Origin of the sequence: Muricoccus vinaceus, assembly GCF_042433125.1 — a bacterium.
Classification (GTDB): domain Bacteria; phylum Pseudomonadota; class Alphaproteobacteria; order Acetobacterales; family Acetobacteraceae; genus Roseomonas; species Roseomonas vinacea.
Genome location: NZ_JBHLVZ010000014.1, coordinates 1 through 20,971, shown reverse-complemented (window position 1 = coordinate 20,971; position 20,971 = coordinate 1). Strand labels below are relative to the sequence as shown.

Below are 20,971 nucleotides of genomic sequence, written 5' to 3'. Positions count from 1 at the left end.
GCCCGTCGCCTGAAGACGCTACGCGGCCTCACGCCCTACGAAGCCATCTGCAAAGCCTGGACGGAGGAGCCGTCCAGGTTCATCCATGACCCGCACCACCAAATCCCGGGACCAAACATCTAGGCATCTTCGAGGTTCGTTCCTATGCGAATCAGTGTCGAACTGGCTGCCTACGGAAGGTGGCCGCAACAGGCTCATCGTCGCTGCCCTGCGCAATGGAAAGGGCGAGATGCAGGAACCCACCGACTTCGCTTCGGCCACCGGAGGGGCGTCAGCAATACGTTCAGCAGGGAGCGGGTGGCACTGGGCAACATTGGTGCCAGTAACGACGATCGTCGGCCCAAGGGTCGCGCCGCCGTCTTCCTCCGGCGTGGCCGCCAAGCTTGGCGGCTGTGACCGGTGCTGGGCTGTGCATTGGCGGGATAGCTCACCAAGTGAGCACTCCTGCAACCGCCCGGAGCCCTGCACCCATGTCCGACACTGAAACCGGCACAAAAGGCGCCGACCTCCCCGCCCTGCAGGCAGATCTCGCCGATTTGCTACAACTCGAGAACGATGCGCTGCCCATGTACGCCATGGCAATCTCGGCCTTGCGTGATCAGGCGCTGCGGGAAAAGCTCCAGACCTTTCGAGAGGATCACCAGCGGCACGCCCGTGATCTGACAGCCCTTATCCGCGAGCTCGGCGGCGTGCCGCCCGTGCTGCCACACCTGCCAACGGGGCTGCTCAAGCTAGGGGTCCAAATGGCCGGGCTACCTGGTGGTGACCAGACTATCCTGCTCGGCTTCGTTTCGAACGAGTGGCAGTCGCGCGAGAAGTATGCCCGCTACGCGGCCAAGTCCTATCCGCCAGGCATCAAGGCACTCATCAGTGGCCACGCCGCGGACGAGGCGAGGCACTATGAGTGGGCCTGCGGGGCCCTGCGCGATCTGGGATGCGGCGAGCAAACAATCGCGGGGCAGGCAACCCAGGCCTTTGCGCGGGTGCACGGCTCCGTTGCTGACGTCTTGGAAGGGATTGGACGCGCAGCAAATGAGGCCGTGCTCCGAATGACCCGGAGGAGCTAGTCGGCAGACCACGATCCGTTCTGACGCCGCCACACATTGAAGCGAGCGGCCCTTCTGCTAGCCGGTCTGGATCTTCCTCGCGTTTGCCCGGACGCGGCGGCGAGCTGGTGCCATGGCCAGCTTGGCGACCGTTTCCGGCGACGCCCCGCGCATGGCAGCGGCGCCTGCCTTCATGGCACCTTCAGCGAACGCCCTCTGCTTCTCGGCTCCGAGAGAGATCAAGCGGGTGCCTGCCTTAGTTGGATCGGCCCAAAGCTGCGCGCTGTGCATCGCGAAGACCCATCCGGCCTCGGCGAGCCAGGCGTAAGGGGCAAAGGGGTTTATCGTGTTCTTGCGAGCCATACGCTTCATATTAGGCAAACGAGCGTCGCGGGACGAAGGCGCTTTGACGGAGGCTGATCCGCAGCCGTCGGGAGGGTCACGAAGAAGTACTCATTGAAAGTGCATGCGTTTCATGACGCTGTGCCACCCACCAGCATGCTGTAACCCAGCTGCTCCTCCGCCAAGCGTGCACGACGGATGTTCGGAACCACAGCCCTTACCCGGGTCCTCGATCCCTAAGAGCAGGGAAAAGAGACCTACGTTGTTAATCGACCGGTCCCCGTTGGCATTCACCGGTGAGGGTGCGTGACTGCTCGTCGTCGAGCATGCGGCCGCCCTGAGGATTAGCCACGGTGAAGACCGTGCTCAGTCTTGCCGCGAGCGTCTCCTTGTCGACAGCCATCCTGAATGAATAGGCGGCCTCCCCGGTTTGGGTATCGGGGAGGAACCATTGGATGTCGTAGGCGGCAGGGGTCTCAAAGAAATGGCTTCCAACGCTCACTTGCTGGCCGTTCAACCGGCGTAGCTGCCGCCGATTGAGGGATATGGTCACCGTTGAGCTACTGTCGGGATCTCGCGGGTCCCGGAAAGTGCAGGCGAGGCCATCCCTGGGCAGCAGCAACTCGCCCAGGGTTTCAGCCGACAGGATGATGGGCGCGGCCTGCTGGACAGGACGCCTAGCCTGGACGACGCGTTCCGTGGAACAGGCGGAACACCCCAGGGCGAGAGCGGCGCCCAGAATTTGGTCGGTGCGTATCATATATGAGACATGGTGGGAGACCGTATCTATTCGACGGCAGAGGGCAGACACCTCCCGTCTTCCGATCTTCGTGGCTGACCTCCTCATCTCCTTCCGAAGGCGCGGTCCTTTTAACACCCTCTCAGTTCGGGCTGCGTCCGTGGAAGAGCCCTGCACATTGCCCGCGCAGCCATTTATTCGCCGCGTCCTGATGGAAGCGATCGTGCCAGTGCAACTTCACCGTGAATCCTTTGATGTCCAACGGACAGGGGTAAAGTTGTAAGCCGTTCAGTTCAGCAAGCGTCGTCCCGATGTGACGTGGCAGGGTGACGATTAGGTCGGTGGTCGAGAGGATCGCACCGAGGCCGAGAAATCCGGGCAACTCCAGTACCATGCGGCGGGTGATCCGATGGCGCTGAAGGGCATCCTCCTGCAGAGCGTGGCCAGTACCAGAGACGATGCCAACATGGCCTTCGGCAGCGAACTCGCGGAGCGTGAGTTCCGCACCGAGCCGGGGATGCTCACGGTTCGCAAGGCATATCCAATCCTGTTCGTAGAGGGCAAGTTGGTAGAATCCGGCCTCGAGTTCCGGGACGAACCCGAGCGCCAAGTCGACTTCGCCTGACTGAAGACGGTGGCCTGTATCCGGGCCAATCCTAACCACTTCGAGCTGCGCAAGCGGCGCCGCGTCGCGGAGCTTGGCAAGGATGCGCGGTAGCAGGGTGATGTGGCTCGCATCTGTCATGCAGATGCGGAACTGCCGTCGTGTCGTCCACGGTGTGAATGCCAGTTCCGGTGCCGACACCTGGCGCAAGGCTTCCAGGGCGGCGCGCGCTGGACCCGCCAGAGCCTCCGCCCGCGGAGTGGGAAGCATCCCCTCCGCTGTCCGCACGAACAGGGGATCATTAAGGGAGCGGCGGAGGCGACCGAGCCAGATGCTGATGGTCGGCTGGCTCTGGCCGAGCTGCTCCGCAGCGCGGGTAACGCTGCCGCCTTGGTAGAGAAGCAGGAATAGGCGAAGCAGCTTCGCGTCCAGTAGTGGCTCGAGTTCGCCCTCCGCCATACCTGCCACCTCTATTGTCATTCGCAATACCGTCTATTGAGACGTTCGAATACGCAATACAGGCGCGGCGCGCCAGGATAGCTCCATCAGAACGGCGGTTGGTCGGGAGGAGCGAGCCTTGAGGATCTGTGTCCTGGGTGCTGGAGCACTCGGGAGTGCACTGGGTGGTGTACTGGCAGAAGGCGGAGCAGATGTCCGCCTCCTCGGCCGGGTAGCCCATATGGGAGCCATAGTGCAGGACGGCTTGACGCTCCGGGAAGGGCAGCGCGACCGGAAGGTTCGCCTGCAGGCGCATACCGATGCGGCTGCCATTGGCCCGGTCGATCTGGTCATCGTGCTGGTGAAGTCCTTCCACACCCGGGAGGCGGTGACGGCAGCCCGTGCCCTGGTCGGCCCAGAGACCACGGTGCTCTCGCTACAGAACGGACTGGGTCACGAGGACATCCTGACCGAGGTCGTGGGCCGTGACCGGGTCATCGCCGGAAAGACCTACGTTGGTGGCGTGATGCTCGCGCCCGGCCACGTCAGGGTGGGGACACTCGGCAAGGAGACCCTGATTGGCGAACTGGATGGGACGGCCAGCGGTCGGGTGAGGCAGATCGCCGCCGTCTTCGAGGCTGCCGGTCTCGCGATCACGGTCAGCACCAACATCCTCGGCGTGATCTGGGACAAGCTCCTGGTCAACGTCGCCACCGGCGCCCTGAGCGGCATCACGCGCCTGCCCTACGGGCCGCTCTACGCCGTGCCGGAGGTCGAGGACTGCGCCATCGCAGCGGTGGCGGAGGCTATAGCCGTGGCACAGGCTCAGGGCGTCACCTTAGCGACCCGCGACGCGCGGGAGGCCTGGGTCAAGGCGGCCGAGGGCCTTCCGCCCGAGTTCAAGGCGTCGATGCTGCAGAGCCTGGAGAAGGGTTCCGCGACCGAGATCGACTTCATCAACGGCGCGGTGGTGCGCTGGGGCGAGCGGACCGGGGTACCGACGCCGGTGAACCGGGCGCTGGTCGCCTGCATCAAGGGCATCGAGGCGGGTCTGGGCAGGGATGCTGCAGTCCTGGGGAGAGCCGCATGAGCGCTCCGGTCCGCTGCTACGTCGAGCACGTCGCCATCCGCGTGCGCGATCTGGACTGGCATCTCCGCTTCTTCCGGGAGGCGCTCGGCATGGATATCCGTGACATCGACGGCGAGACAGCGGCGCCGCGGCAGGTCTGGCTGCGTGGCGGTCCTCAACTCGTGGCGGACCTCGACTTCGACGGTCCGGAGGGCCGCCTTTTCCACCTCGGGGTCATGACGACCGACCTAGAGGCATCCATCGCCGCCGCGCAGGACTGGGGTGTGCGGGAACTGCCGCAGGGCCGCAACTGGCTGGCCCTGCCGGACGGTCTCGTCGTCGAGCTGCTGCAGGCCAGCCCTGGCGCCGTCGAGGCCGCTCTCGCCGTCGATCCCCGTGCCTGAGGAGAGGAAGCATATGCCCGAGGACCGCTATTACGAGGACGTCCAGATCGGCGATGCCTCGATCAGTCCGGAAGTGACCGTCACCGAGGCAATGGTGATGACCTATGCCGAGCTAACCGGGGACTTCACGCCGGTTCATACGGACGAGGAATACGCCCGGACCACACCCTTCGGCACCCGCGTGGCGCACGGGCTCTTCGGCCTATCGCTGGCCGACGGTCTCAAGACCCGCTCCGACCTGCGTTTCCACCCTGGCATGTCGCTCGGCTGGACCTGGGACTTCGTCGCGCCGATCAAGCTTGGCGACAAGGTGCGCGTCCGGTTCCACGTCGCCAGCATGCGGACGACCAAGAAGCCGGGCTGGGGGATCGTCGTCCTGCCGTCCGAGCTGATCAACCAGCGCGACGAGGTGGTCCAGCGCGGCGAGCACCGCCTGATGATCCCGCGCAAACCTGTCGCAGAAGCGGCCTGAGCCCATCATCTTTCGAACTGGAGTTCACCCATGGCCGCCCAGCCGCGCCCACTCTCGGGCCTCAAGGTCATCGACTACAGCCACTTCCTCGCCGGACCGTTCATGTCGCGCGCGCTCTCCGCGCTCGGCGCCGAGGTCATCAAGGTTGAGCGCCCGACCGAGGGCGATGCAGGCCGCGCCCACCCGTACCTGATCGACGGCCAGAGCGGGTACTTCCTGCAGCAGAACATGGGCAAGAAGGGCCTGTGCATCAATTTGCGGGACCCGCGCGGTCTCGAGCTGCTGCACAAGCTGGTCGAGACGGCCGACATCTTCGTGGAGAACTACCGCCCCGGCGCGCTCGACCGCCTGGGCCTGGGCTACGCCCAGCTTTCCGCGCTCAACCCCAAGCTGATTTATTGCTCGGTCTCCGCCTATGGCCACACCGGCCCGGACTCCGAGCGCCCGGGGTTCGGCCTGATCGCTGAGGCGAAGTCGGGGGCGATGGCGCAGCTCGGCATGCCGGGCGAGCCGCCGCCGCTGCTGCGCATGCCGCTGGCCGACATGTACACGGGCATCCACGGGGTTGCGGCCATCTGCGCCGCGCTGGTCGGCCGGGCGACGTCCGGTAAGGGCCAGCACATTGACATGGCCCTCTACGACTGCATGGTTTCCATGCACGACTTCGCTATCCAGCGCTACACGCTCAGCGGCGGCCGGGAAGTTCCCGTCCAAACCGGGCATGACCAGCCGGAGTCTACCGTCTACGGCGTCTTCGAGGCGCGCGACGGCTACCTTGTCATTGCCGCCCAGGTGGACGAGGCCTGGAAGCGCCTCGCCCGCCTGATCGGGGGCGAGGAGTTGGCCGCGGATCGCCGTTTCCTGGACCCCGACAGCCGCAACGCCAATCGCCTTGAAGCCCTGGCCTATGTGCGGGCCTGGACCCGGGCGCAGCCCTCAAGACAGGCTTGCATCACAGCCCTCGACGCCGCGGGCGTGCCCTGCGCCCCGGTCCAGACAATCGGCGAGGTGATCGAGGATCCGCAGGTCAAGGCACGTGGCATGATCGTCGAGCAGGATCACCCGGTGCTCGGCCGCATCCGCCTGCCGAACCTGCCCTTCCGCTTCTCGGACTGCGACACCTCGCCCACCGGCATCGCGCCGACTCTCGGGCAGCACAATGCGGAGGTCGCGTCCTCCCTCGGCTACTCGGCGGCCGCCATCGAGGCGATGGAGCGCGACGGCGTCCTCTACGCGGCAGCGGGCGCCCGGCGGGCCGCAGCCGAGTAGGCTCGGGCGAAGCGGACGAAGAGCACGGGTTGATCACCGATACCCCAAACGGATGGCCCAAGGCCACCGAAGCGAAGAGGAAGTCCAGGATCATGCATCGTCGTCACGTCTTCCAAGCCGCGCTTGGCTTGGCCACCGGCACCGCCCTCGCGTCCAAGCCGGTGATCACACAGGCGCAGGCCGCCTATCCTAGCCGCACTGTCACGCTGGTGGTACCCTGGGCCCCTGGCGGCTCTCAGGACACCTTGGCTCGCGTCCTGATTGAGCCGCTCTCGGCCCAACTCGGGCAGGCCGTGGTCGTGGACAACCGTCCTGGCGCAAGCGGCACTGTCGGCTCCGGCACGGTGGCGCGGTCGCGTCCGGACGGACACACGCTGCTGATGGGCTCCAGCAGCACCTTCGCCATGGCGCCGCACCTCTACCAACTGCCCTACGACAACGATCGTGCCTTCAGCGCGGCAGGGCTGATCGCGTCGATGCCGATCCTCATGCTGGTGCCGAGCAGCTTCCCGGCGAAGAGCGTAAAGGAGTTTATCGACTTGGCACGGCGCCCACAGGCCCGGCTCTCATATGCCTCCTCGGGCGTCGGCAGCTCCACCCATCTAGCGACCGAGATGTTTCTCCAAATGGCGCAGCTCGAGGTGCAGGACGTCACCTACCGTGGTGGTGGTCCGGCCGTGCAGGGCATGCTGACGGGCGAAACCCAGATGACCTTCCAGACGGCCGCAACCGTCCTGGGTTTCATGAAGTCGGGCGACCTGCGCGCCCTGGCGGTCGCCAGTCCGACGCGCATCGCCTTCCTTCCGGACATTCCCACCTTCGCTGAGTCCGGTCTCACCGACTTCGAAGTGGTCGAGAACATCGCCCTGCTGACGCCGGAGGGGACACCACAGCCGATCCTCCAGCAGGTCAACGCGGCCGTGGCCAGGGTCATGGCGCTGCCGCAGGTACAGGCAAAGCTGACGGAGCTCGCCATCACGCCGACTGTGCGCCCACCCGCGGAGTTCGCTGCCTTCGCGACGGCGGAGAGCGCGAAGTGGCGGGAGCTCATCCGCGCCCGCAACATCCGCGTCCAGTAGGGATCGGCACAGATCATCGAAGGCAGGTGTGAGGGAAGGAACGGGACATGATTGGTCGACGCAGCTTCGGGGTGACGACGCTTGGCCTTGTGGCGGGCCTAACAGCGGTAAGAGGTGCCGCCGCGCAGGAGAGCTGGCCGACGCGGCCGGTAACGGTGGTGGTGCCCTGGGGGCCTGGAGGCTCCACGGACACCTTTGCCCGTCTCCTGGCAGCCCGGCTCGCGACGGATCTCGGGAAGCCTTTCCCAATCGACAACCGCTTCGGTGCGAATGGCACGATCGGCTTCGCGTCGGTCGCTCGGGCACGGCCGGACGGCTACACCGTGATGGTGGCAACCGTCAGCACCTATGCAATGGCTCCGCACCTGCTCCAGCTCCCGTATGACAACGCAACAGCTTTCTCCGGCGTCGGGCAGTTGGCGCAGATGCCTATGTTTATGGTCGTGCCCAAATCCTCTCCCATCCGGACGCTGACCGACTACGTTATCCAGGCGAAGCGCGCTCCTGGCAGAGAGACCTACGCGAATTCAGGCTCCGGATCGTCGACCCATCTTGCGACCGAGCTGTTCCTACAACAGGCCGGTATCCAAGTCACCGAGGTCGGGTATCGCGGCGGCGGCCCAGCGACTCAGGCTGTGATCAACGGCGAGGCAGGCATGGTCTTCGTGGTCAGCTCAGGGGTTATGCCGTTCCTCCAGTCGGGCGACCTCCGTGCCCTGGCGGTCACCACGCGGGAGCGCACGCCTCTCGCGCCAAATGTTCCGACCTTCGCGGAACTGGGTTTTCCCGACTACGAGGTGGTCGAGGACCTTGCCATGCTTGCGCCCGCCGGAACGCCCACTCCCATCCTGGAACGGCTCAATGCGGCTTGCGCAGCCGCCATGCAGGCGCCGGAGGTCGCGGAGCGCCTGACTGCCCTGGCCGTCACTCCCAAGGTGCGTCCCGCCTCGGAATGGCCAAGCTATCTCGTGGCGGAGAACACGAAATGGCGGGATCTCATCCGGTCCCGTGAAATCCGCATCCAATAGGGCAAACATCTATGGTGGAAGACTGCCCAGTACCAGCACTTGGGCGGTCCTCCACCATTTACCTTTCGGGCGCCCTGCAATGTCGTGGTGACCCAGATCACACGGAGACGGCTCGGCATGCCGGACCAGATGATACCTTCGCCCGAAGGCGCGACGCGCCTCTACGCGGTGATCGGCGACCCGGTGACCCAGGTGCTTGCCCCAAGGCTGATGAACCGCCTGTTCGCGGAGGAGGGCATCGATGCCGTGATGGTGCCTGTACAGGCTTCCACGGAGAGGCTGAGCGCCGTTGTGGAGGGGCTGAAATCCATGGGGAACTGTGATGGGATTCTCGTGACCATCCCCCACAAGTTTGCGGTGGCCCATCTGGTCGAACGCCGGAGCGGAATGGTCGAGCTCACGGGCGCGGCGAACGCGCTCCGACGTGATCCGGACGGTACCTGGTCAGCCGATAACTTCGACGGGCGGGGTTTCGTCGCCGGTCTCCTAAAGGCGGGACAGGACCTGCGAAACGGGCCTGTCGTCCTGTTCGGCGCGGGTGGCGCCGGTGTGGCTATCGCGGCCGCCCTTCTGGAGAGGGGCGCGCGGGAGTTGCACGTGGTCGACCCAGTACTGGGCAAGGCGGCAGCACTGGCGGAGCGGCTGTCCGGGCGCTGGCCCGGCGCAGTCCATACCTCGGCCCGGCCGCCTCTGGAGGATGCGGCAGTCGTCATCAACGCGACACCTCTCGGTCTCCGTGCTGAGGATCCTCTGCCCTTCGAGCCTTCGGCGCTGAGACATGGTACCCGGGTTGCCGACATCATCATGAAGCCCGCGGAAACCAGGCTGCTGCGGGAGGCCGCCTCTCTCGGTCTTCCGGTTCAGCCGGGCATCCACATGCTAGCCGAGCAAATCGGCCTCTACCGGGAGTTCTTCCGCCTTGGCGAAGAGTCCCGGGTCGACGCTTTCGCGCCGGTCCTCTGAGGAGCCCGGTTATGTCGTCTTCAGCCGAGTTGGCTCCGGCCACACAAGGCATTCCACGTCGGGTGGCGCTGGTAACCGGCGGGGCGGGCGGGATCGGCGGAGGTATTGTCGTTGCCCTGACGCGACGTGGGTTCGATGTCGCCGTCGGTGACCGGTCCTTCAGCGCCGAGCGAGAGGCTGACCTGAGGGAAAGGGCTGATCCATCGGCCAGGATCGCCTTCGTGGCCGGGGACATCGCTGACCTGGAGGATCACCCCCGGTTCGTCGACGAGGTCTACGCAGCGTTCGGACGCCTGGACTGCCTCGTCAACAACGCCGGGGTTTCCGTAGCCTCGCGTGGCGACCTGCTCGACGTATCCGTCGCAAGCTACGACACGAACTTTGCCGTCAACACGCGGGCAGCCTTCTTCCTGACTCAGGCTGTCTGTCGCCGCATATTGGCAGCCGGATCCCAGGGGGTGGAGGGCAGCCGCTCGGTCGTCTTCATCTCGTCATCCAACGCCACGATCGCCGCACCGGAGCGCGGGGAGTACGCCATGTCAAAGGCTGCGGTGTCGATGATGGCAAGGCTGTTCGCAGTCCGCCTCGCAGCACATGGGATCTGCGTGTACGAGGTGCGGCCAGGATTGATTCAGACACCGATGACGGCAGTGGCGCGCGACCGCTTCGATGCACTCTTGGCCGAGGGCTTTACGCCCATCAACCGTTGGGGAACGCCGGAGGATGTCGGCCGAGCTGTGGCCACCCTGGCTGCTGGGGATATGCCGTTCGCGACCGGGATGGCCGTCCAGATCGATGGCGGCATGCACATCCACCAATACTAGTTGATCAACGTGACGTCCCTGGTGGCGGGCATAGAGGTGCTCGCCGAGGCCGCGCGGCGCTTCCTGATCATCTAATACCCGGCTCATGATATTCGGACTGATGCAGGTACAGGTAGTCTGCTCCGCTATAATTTTGCGCTCGCGGCCGCCGTGAGCATAGTCTGCCACCGAGTAGGACTTCCGGTATGCCGACAATACACCTCTCCCTCGCGCACCTCACTGTCATGCCCTGTGGGCCGCTGGAACTGCTGGACGCGGCAGCCGCTGGCGGCTTCGACGCGGTTGGCCTCCGGATCGTCCCGCCGACGCCGACCGACGTGATCGTGCCCGTGGCGGGCGATGAGGCGATGATCCGCGCCATCCTGGAGCGCCTCGATGCCACCGGGCTGCGGGTCCACGACGTGGAGGCCGTGTGGCTCACGCCGAAGACGAACATCGCCACCCTAGCGCCCGCGCTGGAGACAGGGGCCCGTCTCGGCGCGGGACACCTCCTCGTCGTCGGCGATGACCCTGACGCGAGCCGCTGCCACGATAACTTTGCCCGCCTCTGCGAGCTCGCCCGAGCTCACTGCCTTTCGATCTCCCTCGAACCGATGTCCTACGTCGCCCTGAACACGGTCAGCGCCGCACTCGCCATGCTGCGGGAGGTGGCGCAGCCGAACGCGGGGCTACTCGTGGACGCGCTGCACCTCTGGCGCTCCGGCGGCTCACCGGCCGACCTGCGCGACATTGCGGCTGACTTATTGCCCTACATGCACCTCTGCGATGCGACCCTCGCCTCGCCCCCGCCGCAGGGGCTGCGGCCAGAGGGACGGAGCAGGCGCTTTTACCCCGGTGAAGGCAACTTGCCGCTCGGTGACTTCCTCGCAGCTTTTCCACTGGGAACGCCGATCGCGATCGAGGCGCCCTGCGCGCGCGACGTCGGCCTCCCCGCCACCGAGAAAGGCCGCCTCTGCGGTGAGGCCACGCGGGCGTTCCTCGAACTCAGTGCTTGAGCGGATGGGGGGCGCCGCTCGCCGCCGTCCTCCTCCAGCCTGCGGTTCGAGGCCACCATTTTAGACGAGGTCGACCCAACCAAGGCGTTATCCAGGGCGCTAGCTACCACTCCTGAATGCGACAGGCAGAGGTCGAGCGGAGCAACGATGGCATGTCGATGAGGATGGGTAGCGAGACCATGCCCGTCACCCACCTGACTCCACCAGAACGCAGCCAAGCTACCCTGGTCCAGGAACGCGACATCTTGGTGGAAGGCCTGACCACCCTTCTCAGGCGTGCCTACCAGACTGAGCGGCAGGCGCCCCAAGTCGGAGGATGGCGTCGCTTCCGCGATGCGCGCCTTTCCATCCGCCGGGCCGGGCAAGATGCCCGGCCCACGTCGGTTCGGGTATCCTCGTCCTCAAAGCCGCTAGCATCGTCCCCGGCCGCATCGGTCCAAGCAGAGGACGCAGGTGTGCTGACAGCCTGCTCGGCGAAGGACCCTACAGCACCCATGGCAGCTCCGGCCGCATTGGAAACTGCCCCGGCTGCTGCAGTAGCCGCTTCGGCAGTGTCACCCGAGAGCATGCCCATCAGCGCGTTGCCAAGCACCATGCCACCCGCGACGCCCGCTGCGGTGGTCAGCGCTGTGCCGAGGAAGCACGAGCCGCGGCCCTGCTGTTGCATTATGGCCGGATGCATCGCGCCCGGTGGCGGCTGGATCGGCTCAGGCCGGAGTGTGTAGGGCACCTGTTGTCGGTTGCCGCCGTGGTCCTGACCCCTGAAACTGGTCCGGCGCGGGTGCAAGTTTTTCGGGCACTGTAAGCCCCCGAGGAGGGGGGCGGTGCCATGAAGCAGAAACGGTACACAGATGAACAAATCGCCTTTGCCCTGAGGCAGGCGGAGAGCGGTACGGCAGTGGTCGAGATCTGCCGCAAGCTCGGCATCTCGGAACCAACGTTTTACCGGTGGAAGAAGCAGTTCGCCGGGATGGGGACGGCCGAGATCCGGCGGCTGAAGCAGCTCGAAGAGGAGAATGCCAAGCTCAAGCGGCTGGTCGCCGACTTGAGCCTGGACAAGACGATGCTGCAGGACGTGCTGCGTAGAAAATGGTGAGGCCCGCCGTTCGTCGAGAGGTGGTGCGCCATCTGCAGGGCGCCTACGCCATTGGCGAGCGGCGGGCCTGCTACGCGACGGGGTTCCACCGCTCCTCGCAGCGCTACCGCCCGCGGCGCGACCCGCAGGTCGAGCTGCGAATGCGGCTGCGCGATCTGGCCGCGGCCCGGGTGCGGTACGGCTACCGGCGCCTGCACGTGCTGCTGAGGAGAGAAGGCTGGCCGGTGAACCATAAGCGTACCTACCGGCTGTACGCCGAGGAGGGCCTGGCGATCCGCTCCAAGCTGCCGCGGCGCAAGCGGGCCTGGCGCTACCGCCAGGGACGTCCAGGAGCGGCCGCGCCGAACGAGATCTGGGCCATGGACTTCATGTCGGATCAGCTATTCGACGGCCGCCCAATCCGGATCCTGACCGTGGTCGACATCCACACACGAGAGGGGCTCTCGACAACACCGAGAGCCAACTTCCGAGCAGCCCAGGTGGTCGAGGTCCTGGATCAGCTCGTGCGCGCTCGGGGCAAGCCGAAGAGCCTGAGGGTTGATAATGGCCCGGAGTTCGCCGGTCGCCTGCTCGACCACTGGGCTTACCTGAACGGGGTCGAGATCGACTTCTCGCGCCCTGGAAAACCTACGGACAACGCGTTCATCGAGGCGTTCAACGCCCGGCTCCGGACCGAGTGCCTGAACGCCTCGTGGTTCCTGTCCCTGGCGGACGCCCGGGCCCGCATCGAGGAATGGAGGTGCCACTACAACGAGGAGCGACCCCACTCGGCGCTCGGGAACTTGACCCCGAGCGCCTTCGCCAACCAAGCTCAACCAGCCCGAGAACTTGCATAGACCCCGGACCAACGTTGGGGCGCAGACCAGAACAACCGCCGGATCACATAACCGGCGGACTGTTTCTACGGGGGCAGGTCACATAATAGTGGTTCATCCCTGGAAGACCATCATGATGCACACACCCGAGATTTCCGAAACTCGCCTGGCCTACAAGCAAGCTTTCGAAGCGCGCCAAGATGCGTGGAAGATCCGCAATGCTGCTCGCGAACGCTTCATTGCAATCGATTCGCCGGTCTCTCGGACGCGTAAACCGCTACTCCCTGATGGCACTGCCGTGACTGACCTTGGCTTGGCAGCGGCCAAGGAAGCACTGGCTCTCGCCGAAGCCGCCGTTGCTGCAGCAGAGGAGGCGGAGAGGGCTGCTTTCAACGCAGATTGTAAAACCGTCGAATAGACCACGTCGGTGGTTTGTTGAGGTGCCGTTAGAGATTGCCCTCATCCACCGTCACCAAGGGATCCCGTTCCGCAGAGCGTGCCCTCGATGCACAACAAGATCCGATAGGCCCATGGCGCCCATCCCAGCCCTCACATGCCAAACATTAACTCCGTGACATGTGGGAGGGGCTCATGGTAGCGCCGCCTTATGTTTGAAGACTAGACAACGGCTGCCGCGACCTGGGTGCAGGCCAACACGGCATGGGCAGCTCCCGCCACCTTCCTCATTGCTTTCCTGGAATCGTTCCCGGTCATCAGCATCGTCGTGCCTTCCACGGCGCTGCTGCTGGCAATGGGCGCCCTGATCGGGAGCGGCATCGTGGATCCGTGGCCCGTGCTCCTGGCCTGTGCGATCGGGGGTATCCTGGGTGACGCGGTGGGGTATGCGCTCGCCCGCGCCTTCGGGCCGTATGCAGTTCGGCGTCGCCTTCCGCGCTCTTGCTGGCGCGCTTACGCCTGGTCCGTCGCCGTCTTCCGGCGTTGGGGTTGGTGGGCGGTGTTCGTCGGGCGCTTTATCGGACCGATGCGGGCCGTCACGCCGCTGGCAGCTGGGGTGACCGGGATGCGGAACCTTCCCTTCCATACCGCCAACATCCTCTCTGCGCTCGTCTGGGCGCCACTTGTGTTGATGCCTGGCACCGTCGGCGGCTGGGTGGCCCAGCGTCTCGGCACACAGCCCAGCGCCGCGATGTTGGCCACCCTGGTCGGTGTTGCTGTCCTCCTATGGGTGGGTCACAGCCGGATGCGTCCGCTGCTCTCGGCAGCCACGGCACGCTCCCGAAACTGCGGCTGACACGCACTTCGCCCCGGATCCCAGTTCGGCGACATCGGTTCAGCTTACTTTGATGTGGCCGTAGCGGAGACGCTCCTGGGGCTGCCCAGGATTGACCCAGAAGCACATGGTCCATACACGAACCATGTGCTGCATAGTGGCGGGGTTACCAATGGGCATTGTGAAGATTGATGACGAGCTTCACGAGGAAGCTCGCCGTGCCAGCGCAGTGATGTGCCGGTCCATCAACGCGCAGGCCGAATTTTGGATGAAGATCGGAATGCTCACCGAAGCAAACCCCACTCTGGCCTTAAACGACATTGTCGAGGCTCAGCTCGTGACGGCCAAGGTCCGCATCGTGAAAGTTGCTGCTGCCTAGCACGGTTAACAAGCAAATTTCCAAGCAGGGCGATGATGACCATTCAGGACGAGATTGCGGCCTTCTTCGTCAGTTACGTAGATGCTTTCGCACGTGGCGATGCCGATGCGCTGAGTGAACTATGGGAGCCGGTCGGATTGTTCCCATCCCCGACAGGCAACTTCGCCATGGATCGGCAGGCATTCCGCAATCATTGCGCGACACTGATGGACTTCTATCGCAAGCAAGGTGTTGTCCGACCCGTAGGTGAGCTGCTGACTTCGGCCGAACTGTTTCCCGACGTTGCCGAGGCCCGTATGGCGTACCGCATGCTGGGCGAGGGCGACGAGCTCATCGCCGACTGGGAGCACGTCTACATCCTGCGTCGCACGGATAGTTGGCGCGTGACGTTGACGATCGCGGATGCCGAGATGGCGGCGTGGACGGCGCGTGGGGCGCAGCTCTGAAACCCCCAAGCGAGGCCATCCGGGCCTGATCACCCACAGCCATCAGCCGTTCCGCCGTCGACCTGGCCCAACCTCAGCCAGCCCCAGGATCGCCGTCACGTTTTTCCACGGTCTCGGTAGGAGTCGGTCACCTACCAAGGCGGTTGGGATCACACCGGTCATCCAAGCGCCCTGACCGGCGTCCTCGAAGAAGACAGGCACCGTGGGCTTTGTCGGCCGGAACAGTGGGAAGCCGAAAGACGGCGATGCAGGCCCGTTCAAAGGCTGGGCGAGAGCGTAACCGGTGTGACCATGCGGCGATGGAAGGGGACGCCCACTCGCCGGAACATCGGCTTACGCCTGGATCAACTGTTGAGGTTGAACGAGCGACCGGATCCGCACCGCGTCTTCGGCAGTGGCGGGGTTGTAGACGACCATGCCGAGATCAGGCCGCCCATCGATGGTGAAGGCTGAGTATTCGAAGGCGATTGGGCCAACGGTCGCGTGCCGGATCTGCTTCATGCCCTCGCCGTGATTGCGAACGTCGTTGTCTCGCCACATGGCGGCGAACTCGGCGCTGCGCTGGCTGAGTTCGCTGACCAGGGCTTCGACCCGTTTGGTGGCACCGGCGCGGGCCGCGTCCGCCCGAAAAGCGGCCACGACGAACCGGGCCACACCTTCCCAGTCGTATTGCGCGGCGCGCACCCTGGGATCGCAGAAGATGAGGCGGAGGACGTTGCGCTGCTCCGGCGGGAGCGATCCGTAGTCGGTCAGTACCACCGATGCGGCGTGGTTCCAGGCGATCACGTCCCAGGTGGCGGTCCTCACCAGGGCGGGGCTGGGATCGAGCGCGTCGAGCACGCGCTGCAGCCTCGGGGTGACGCCTTCCTCCGGCCGGTAGCGGATGCCAGGAGGGCGACCGAGTCCGAGAAGGAAGAGGTGTTCGCGCTCGGCATCGGTCAGCATGAGCGCGCGGGCTATGCGCTCGAGCACGTCGGCGGAGGGAGCACCGCCGCGGCCCTGTTCGAGCCAAGTGTACCAGGTGGGGCTAATATGGGCGCGTTGGGCCACCTCCTCCCGGCGCAGGCCGGAGGTACGCCGCCGCGTGCCGGAAAGGCCGAAGGCGGCCGGGTCCAAGCGCGTGCGACGGTCTCGCAGGTAGGTCCCGAGCGAGCTCTCCCGAGCTTCAGAAACGCTCATGCTGTTAGCCATTATACCCCGATAAGGTCACTACTTTATCATGGTAGCGAATGCGGAGAAGCTCTTCGGCAACAAGTGCGGAGAGAGTTCAATGCGCATTTTCGTAACCGGGGCGACTGGATTTGTCGGGTCGGCCGTCGTTCGGGAACTGCTCGCGTCGGGTCACCAGGTGCTGGGGCTGGTCCGCTCGGATGCCGGTGCGGCTTCGCTATTGGCCCTAGGAGCCGAAGTGCATACAGGGGATCTGGAGGACCTGGACAGCCTGCGCCGGGGCGCGGCGGCGGCGGACGGGGTGATCCACACGGCCTTCGTCCACGACTTCTCCAGGTTCGAGGAGACTTGCCAGATCGATGCCCACGCAATCGAGGCGCTCGGCGCTTCACTGGAGGGCAGCGAGCGGCCGCTGCTCGTCACCTCGGGCATTGCGTTGCTGGCGTCGGGAAGGGCGGCGACCGAGGAGGATCTACCTCCGTCCACTTCCGCAGCCTACCCGCGCCGGTCGGAAGCGGCAGCTGCGGCTTTGGCGGCACGTGGGGTGCGAGTGGGAGTGGTGCGGCTTCCGCCTTCGGTCCACGGCGAGGGCGACCATGGGTTCGTGCCGATCCTGATCGGCATGGCGCGGGAGACGGGCGTTTCGGCCTATGTCGGTGAGGGGCTCAATCCCTGGTCCGCGGTGCACCGGCTTGATGCGGCGCGCGTCTATCGTCTGGCGATCGAGCATAGAGCCCTAGGGGGGCCTTACCACGCGGTCGCCGAAGAAGGGGTGTCGTTCAGGGAGATCGCGGGGGTGATCGGGCGGCGTCTTGAGGTGCCTGTCGTTTCGAAGTCGCCGGAGGAGGCGGCGGGGCATTTCACTTGGTTCACGCTCTTTGCGGGGATGGACGGGGCGGCTTCAAGCGCGCGCACGCGGAGGCTGCTGGGCTGGGAACCGAGAGAGCGCGGTCTGATCGCCGACATGGAGCAGGCCGGGTATTTCGGCTCCTAAGCTGCTCAACCTAGCAGCCCGGCCTGTGGAGGCTCCGCGTACCTGATAGGCGCCTGCTTGCGGCAGGCGCCTGCCTTGCTGGGTGGAGCTGCATGGAGCAGCTGCCGCGGCAATGGCCCGACGGCAGCGTGCGTTTCGTCGTGTGGTGGGCACCGACGCGGACGGGCTGCTCTATGTTCGCTCAAGAGGGTGGAGCAGACATCCGGGCGGCGAGCCTTCTACAGCCGCAAACCACTCGAAGCGGTCATTCATCAGGGCGGCTGGTATTAGATTGACACCCCGGCGCCATGCGTAGTCTGGCCGTCAGCAACATGGCTGTTTTTGAAGGCAGCACGCATGTAAGCGGACGCCCTCAATCGTCAGGCCTTGCCCTTGCGGAGGGTTTCCAAAACCTTCTCGAGAAGCTGGACGCCGTAGAGGATGCTACGTGCATCGAGGCTGGCGTAGCCGACGACCAATCCTGCCACCTGGGGCCGGTCCGCCGCCGATGCCGATGCCGATGCCGATGCCGGGGCGTAGAGCGGCGTGACAGGGTACACACCGAGGCCCGCTGCGCTCGCAGTGGCGATCAGGCTCTCCTCCTGGTCCCTTGGCACGCCGTTCAGCCAGACGACCACATGCAGCCCGGCCTCGACGCCGACCACCGTTACCGCATCGCCCAGCGTGGCCGACAGAGCGGTGAGTAGCGCCGCCCGACGTTCGCCATTCCTGCGGCGGACGCGACGGACATGCCGCTCATAGCTGTCGCTTCTGATCAGTTTGGCGACGGCTTCCTGCTCCAGGCTCGGAGTGTGCCGATCGGAGAGCCGCTTGGCCTTGGCGAAAGGCACTCGACTGATATAGCCGTCAATCTCCCCGCACATTGCTGCATATAACCGACATGCAGGCCGTCCAGCGCGCTGCAGGGTCTGGGTTGCTCACTGGTCTAAGAGGACACCGCAGGCTTGATACTGGAGCTCCACGCGGCATGTTCGACGCCCTGCATTGCTTATAGTGCTCTGGCGTGCGGCAGCGGTGGTTTAGCCCCGAGAAAAGTCGACGTAATCCTTTGCGTTCTGGATTCCATGAGTATCCTGATGGTGGAAATCCCCTCTGAAGGAGACGAGCACCATGAAGATCGAACCGAAGTATACCGGTGTTTGCCTGCACCTTAGTGCGTTGGACGGCAATGCTCTCGGCATTGTTGGCGCAGCACGACGTGCACTGCAGAGGGTGGGTGCGGCACCCGAAGAGATCGAGATGTTCGTGGAGGAAGCGCTCTCAAGTGACTACAAACATGTGCTTCGGACAACGGCAGAATGGGTTGGGCTGATTGACTGACAGCGCAGCCATTAAAGCGGCTCGGCCGTGGCGCCTTGACCGAGGCGGCTGAGGGCTGGGCGACGGCTGTAGGCATCAGGGCTGCGCCCCACCACTCCGTCTGAGCATCAGCCACTGCTGCCCGAATTGTGCAGCTTGTGAACAGCTGACCCTCTACCGTCGTAGGGGAGATGCTCCTGGTCGTGGTGGAGAGTTCTGGCGCGGGGCTGCTGGCTGCGGAATGCCGAGGTAGTCCCGTGCGTTCCGCGCCGCCGTTTCAACCCGTTCGCGCTGGCGTGGGCAATCTTGAAGGTTATCGGGACCGCGCCCTGAGTTCACTTTGTCAAAGGCTTCTCGGTACTGGTTTCGTCTGGCTGGATCGCCAACCTTGGCGAGAAAGGTGTCGAAGTGGGCAAGGTCGTCCGTCTGTGGTCACCCGCAGGCGGTAGCAGAAGCTTCCCAATACCGGTGTACCGGCTGAGCGACGCCCCTCTGTCCGTTTCCTAGACCGAAGACGTTTCAGTGAACCTTGTCGCCCCTGGCATATCCTCACCACCCCCCCGTGATAGGGCATCGATTGCCGCCATTGATCCGGGAGTCATACCTATGCGCCGCACGCTGTTTCCGCGGAGCGCTCTTGGCCTAGCGGTCTGCCTCCTCGGCGGAGCTGCCTGGGCGCAGAACGGTGGCGGTCGACCGGAGGTGGACTGGGTCGAACTCGCCATGGGTTTTCTGGGCGGGCTGGTGCTGTTCCTGTTCGGCGTCTCTCAGCTTGCCGAAGGCTTGCGGGAGGCAGCTGGTGAGCGGGTGAAGTCGCTACTTGGACGCGCCACCGACGGACCAGTGCGCGGCCTCCTGACCGGGGTTGTGGCGACCACGCTGCTCGATTCCTCCTCCGTGACCATCATCCTGCTGATCGGTCTGGTGGATGCCGGTCTGATGGGTTTTGCTCAAGCGTTGCCTGTGATCCTGGGCAGCAACATCGGCACTACCGTATCCTCACAAATCTTCGCCCTTGGAGTGGACGAGTACGCCCCAGTGATGATGCTCGCAGGCCTGCTGCTTCGTGCCCTTTCCAGTAGGGACGACGTCAAGGCTGGAGGCACTGCGCTGCTCGGCGTCGGGCTGGTCTTGTTCGGCCTGCACGTACTGAGCGACGCCGTTGAGCCGCTGCGCGACCATCCAGTCGTCTTGGACTGGATCAAGGGCATGAGCACGCCGCTGCTTGGGGTGTTGGCCGGAGCAGCCTTTACACTGCTGATCCAATCCTCCTCCGCGACCTTGGGCGTGGTGATCGTCATGGCGGGGCAAGGATTGATCGAACTTCCGACCGGCCTGGCCATTATGCTCGGCGCCGAGATCGGCACATGCTCGGACACGCTGGTCGCCACCGTAGGTCGCTCGCGTCACGCCGTCCGTGCTGGGGTGTTCCATCTCTTGTTCAACTGTGTCTCCGTGGCGATCGGCGTGCTGCTGATTGACTGGCTCGCTGCCTTTGCCCGGTTCACGAGCGGCGAGGTGCCAAATCAGATTGCCAACGCCCACGTTGCCTTTAACCTCGTTGGGGCGGCGGTTTTTCTACCCTTCAGCGCAAGGATTGCAGCGCTGCTCGCACGGGCCATCCCTGATCGGGGTGCCCCTGGCGGCGTGGGACAGACTGAACCGGTGCCTCGCCCGGCAGAGTAGACGGGCTCGCCAAGTATTCCCACGTCATGTACCCACATGGCGGTTACCGCAATTGCGGTGAACACTGCCGCGCACGATGTACGGCTAGTGTAGTAGCGGGCAACAAGGCTGCCCCTTGGTCTCGATCAAACCGGCAACTGGCTTGCTGGAGCTGACCGCTATGCGCAACAACGGGAAGATTGAGCGGATTGCCATGGTGTGAGATGACATGCACTTCGAACTGTCGCTTTGAGCTTCGTCCCACTTCATAAACCCATGGATGCATCACGACAGGAATGCCATAGGAGCAAGCCTTTCGGTATCCCTGAAGACCCCATACGCTTCAAAATGGCTCCCGCAACCATCAGCATCGGATCGCCCTGTTAAGAGCAGGTGAGAGGACCCGCTAGGACTCGGAGGTGTACTGCCCATGCCGCCTGCCCTGACGTCTCTCGGAAAGTCATCCGTGTCGTCGAGCGTGTTTTTTGTTCTTCTCTGGTGCGCTTCGCTTGTTCCAGTCAACGCGCAACCTAATGCGGACGTCCTCCGCCCCACAGTTGAATGAGACGCCCCGCAAGCGGACGGTATCCGCCGATGGGGTGCA

Annotated in this window: 24 protein-coding genes and 1 pseudogene; 19 read left to right on the top strand and 6 right to left on the bottom strand. The window is 64.7% G+C overall.

Annotated features, from left to right (window positions below):
- Both ACFFIC_RS09600 and ACFFIC_RS09595 read left to right on the top strand, forming a co-directional pair.
- Positions 1–123: pseudogene (locus ACFFIC_RS09600) on the top strand (IS481 family transposase); the annotation flags it as partial.
- A 347-nt stretch (positions 124–470) separates the two neighbouring features.
- Positions 471–1,067, top strand: coding sequence for a DUF2383 domain-containing protein (locus tag ACFFIC_RS09595; RefSeq protein ID WP_377049959.1), 597 nt, complete (start codon positions 471–473; stop codon positions 1,065–1,067).
- 57 nt (positions 1,068–1,124) lie between these two features.
- Here the strand turns inward: ACFFIC_RS09595 and ACFFIC_RS09590 are convergent, their stop codons facing one another.
- From ACFFIC_RS09590 to ACFFIC_RS09580, 3 genes are all read right to left on the bottom strand, one after another.
- On the bottom strand, positions 1,125–1,409 hold the full coding sequence (locus ACFFIC_RS09590) for a hypothetical protein (RefSeq protein ID WP_377049958.1): 285 nt from the start codon (positions 1,407–1,409) through the stop codon (positions 1,125–1,127).
- A gap of 244 nt (positions 1,410–1,653) precedes the next feature.
- A complete protein-coding gene (locus tag ACFFIC_RS09585; protein ID WP_377049957.1) occupies positions 1,654–2,148 on the bottom strand; it encodes a hypothetical protein in 495 nt (164 codons plus the stop codon).
- 121 nt (positions 2,149–2,269) lie between these two features.
- A complete protein-coding gene (locus tag ACFFIC_RS09580) occupies positions 2,270–3,190 on the bottom strand; it encodes a LysR family transcriptional regulator (RefSeq protein WP_377049956.1) in 921 nt (306 codons plus the stop codon).
- A 118-nt stretch (positions 3,191–3,308) separates the two neighbouring features.
- Here ACFFIC_RS09580 and ACFFIC_RS09575 point away from each other — a divergent pair, with 118 nt between their 5' ends.
- From ACFFIC_RS09575 to ACFFIC_RS09535, 9 genes are all read left to right on the top strand, one after another.
- Positions 3,309–4,259 (top strand): ketopantoate reductase family protein, encoded by a 951-nt coding sequence (locus ACFFIC_RS09575; protein WP_377049955.1) that lies wholly within the window; start codon positions 3,309–3,311, stop codon positions 4,257–4,259.
- Complete coding sequence (locus tag ACFFIC_RS09570; protein WP_377049954.1) at positions 4,256–4,642, top strand: VOC family protein; 387 nt, start codon at positions 4,256–4,258, stop codon at positions 4,640–4,642. The genes ACFFIC_RS09575 and ACFFIC_RS09570 overlap by 4 nt, the downstream gene beginning before the upstream one ends.
- Positions 4,643–4,655: 13 nt before the next feature.
- Positions 4,656–5,114 carry a MaoC family dehydratase gene (locus tag ACFFIC_RS09565; protein WP_377049953.1) on the top strand — a complete coding sequence of 153 codons (459 nt, stop codon included), beginning with the start codon at positions 4,656–4,658 and terminating at the stop codon, positions 5,112–5,114.
- 30 nt (positions 5,115–5,144) lie between these two features.
- Positions 5,145–6,383 carry a CaiB/BaiF CoA transferase family protein gene (locus tag ACFFIC_RS09560; protein ID WP_377049952.1) on the top strand — a complete coding sequence of 413 codons (1,239 nt, stop codon included), beginning with the start codon at positions 5,145–5,147 and terminating at the stop codon, positions 6,381–6,383.
- Positions 6,384–6,475: 92 nt separating this feature from the next.
- Complete coding sequence (locus ACFFIC_RS09555; protein ID WP_377049951.1) at positions 6,476–7,462, top strand: Bug family tripartite tricarboxylate transporter substrate binding protein; 987 nt, start codon at positions 6,476–6,478, stop codon at positions 7,460–7,462.
- A 47-nt stretch (positions 7,463–7,509) separates the two neighbouring features.
- The gene (locus tag ACFFIC_RS09550; RefSeq protein ID WP_377049950.1) at positions 7,510–8,490 is read left to right on the top strand and encodes a Bug family tripartite tricarboxylate transporter substrate binding protein; all 981 of its coding nucleotides are present in this window, start codon (positions 7,510–7,512) and stop codon (positions 8,488–8,490) included.
- Positions 8,491–8,607: 117 nt separating this feature from the next.
- Positions 8,608–9,453 carry a shikimate dehydrogenase family protein gene (locus ACFFIC_RS09545; protein ID WP_377049949.1) on the top strand — a complete coding sequence of 282 codons (846 nt, stop codon included), beginning with the start codon at positions 8,608–8,610 and terminating at the stop codon, positions 9,451–9,453.
- Positions 9,454–9,464: 11 nt separating this feature from the next.
- Positions 9,465–10,277 (top strand): 3-ketoacyl-ACP reductase, encoded by an 813-nt coding sequence (locus ACFFIC_RS09540; RefSeq protein ID WP_377049948.1) that lies wholly within the window; start codon positions 9,465–9,467, stop codon positions 10,275–10,277.
- Positions 10,278–10,462: 185 nt separating this feature from the next.
- Positions 10,463–11,272 (top strand): sugar phosphate isomerase/epimerase family protein, encoded by an 810-nt coding sequence (locus tag ACFFIC_RS09535; RefSeq protein ID WP_377049947.1) that lies wholly within the window; start codon positions 10,463–10,465, stop codon positions 11,270–11,272.
- Positions 11,273–11,552: 280 nt separating this feature from the next.
- Here ACFFIC_RS09535 and ACFFIC_RS09530 read toward each other — a convergent pair whose 3' ends face one another.
- Positions 11,553–12,002, bottom strand: coding sequence for a DUF2076 domain-containing protein (locus ACFFIC_RS09530; protein WP_377049946.1), 450 nt, complete (start codon positions 12,000–12,002; stop codon positions 11,553–11,555).
- A 99-nt stretch (positions 12,003–12,101) separates the two neighbouring features.
- Here ACFFIC_RS09530 and ACFFIC_RS09525 point away from each other — a divergent pair.
- The 5 genes from ACFFIC_RS09525 (at position 12,102) to ACFFIC_RS09505 (ending at position 15,239) form a co-directional block, all read left to right on the top strand.
- Positions 12,102–13,204 (top strand): IS3 family transposase gene (locus ACFFIC_RS09525; protein WP_377049945.1). Its coding sequence is split into 2 segments (ribosomal slippage): positions 12,102–12,363 and positions 12,363–13,204, totalling 1,104 coding nucleotides; the frame shifts between segments, so codons are not numbered across the junction.
- A gap of 112 nt (positions 13,205–13,316) precedes the next feature.
- Entirely contained in the window at positions 13,317–13,601 is a 285-nt protein-coding gene (locus tag ACFFIC_RS09520; protein ID WP_377049944.1) for a hypothetical protein, read from the top strand.
- Between the two features lie 225 nt (positions 13,602–13,826).
- Positions 13,827–14,435: a DedA family protein gene (locus ACFFIC_RS09515; protein WP_377049943.1), complete on the top strand. Its 609-nt coding sequence runs from the start codon at positions 13,827–13,829 to the stop codon at positions 14,433–14,435.
- 106 nt (positions 14,436–14,541) lie between these two features.
- Complete coding sequence (locus ACFFIC_RS09510; protein ID WP_377049942.1) at positions 14,542–14,793, top strand: ParD-like family protein; 252 nt, start codon at positions 14,542–14,544, stop codon at positions 14,791–14,793.
- Between the two features lie 32 nt (positions 14,794–14,825).
- Entirely contained in the window at positions 14,826–15,239 is a 414-nt protein-coding gene (locus ACFFIC_RS09505; RefSeq protein WP_377049941.1) for a Cif family virulence factor, read from the top strand.
- 333 nt (positions 15,240–15,572) lie between these two features.
- Here ACFFIC_RS09505 and ACFFIC_RS09500 read toward each other — a convergent pair whose 3' ends face one another.
- Positions 15,573–16,418: a helix-turn-helix transcriptional regulator gene (locus ACFFIC_RS09500; RefSeq protein ID WP_377049940.1), complete on the bottom strand. Its 846-nt coding sequence runs from the start codon at positions 16,416–16,418 to the stop codon at positions 15,573–15,575.
- Between the two features lie 91 nt (positions 16,419–16,509).
- On the opposite strand from ACFFIC_RS09500, the gene ACFFIC_RS09495 reads away from it, so the two are divergent.
- Complete coding sequence (locus ACFFIC_RS09495; protein ID WP_377049939.1) at positions 16,510–17,403, top strand: SDR family oxidoreductase; 894 nt, start codon at positions 16,510–16,512, stop codon at positions 17,401–17,403.
- Positions 17,404–17,762: 359 nt separating this feature from the next.
- Here ACFFIC_RS09495 and ACFFIC_RS09490 read toward each other — a convergent pair whose 3' ends face one another.
- The gene (locus ACFFIC_RS09490) at positions 17,763–18,233 is read right to left on the bottom strand and encodes an aminotransferase-like domain-containing protein (RefSeq protein WP_377049938.1); all 471 of its coding nucleotides are present in this window, start codon (positions 18,231–18,233) and stop codon (positions 17,763–17,765) included.
- A 280-nt stretch (positions 18,234–18,513) separates the two neighbouring features.
- Between ACFFIC_RS09490 and ACFFIC_RS09485 the strand changes: the two genes are divergently transcribed.
- Positions 18,514–18,723, top strand: coding sequence for a hypothetical protein (locus ACFFIC_RS09485; RefSeq protein ID WP_377049937.1), 210 nt, complete (start codon positions 18,514–18,516; stop codon positions 18,721–18,723).
- Between the two features lie 585 nt (positions 18,724–19,308).
- Positions 19,309–20,388 (top strand): Na/Pi cotransporter family protein, encoded by a 1,080-nt coding sequence (locus tag ACFFIC_RS09480; RefSeq protein ID WP_377049936.1) that lies wholly within the window; start codon positions 19,309–19,311, stop codon positions 20,386–20,388.
- Positions 20,389–20,971 lie beyond the last annotated feature (583 nt).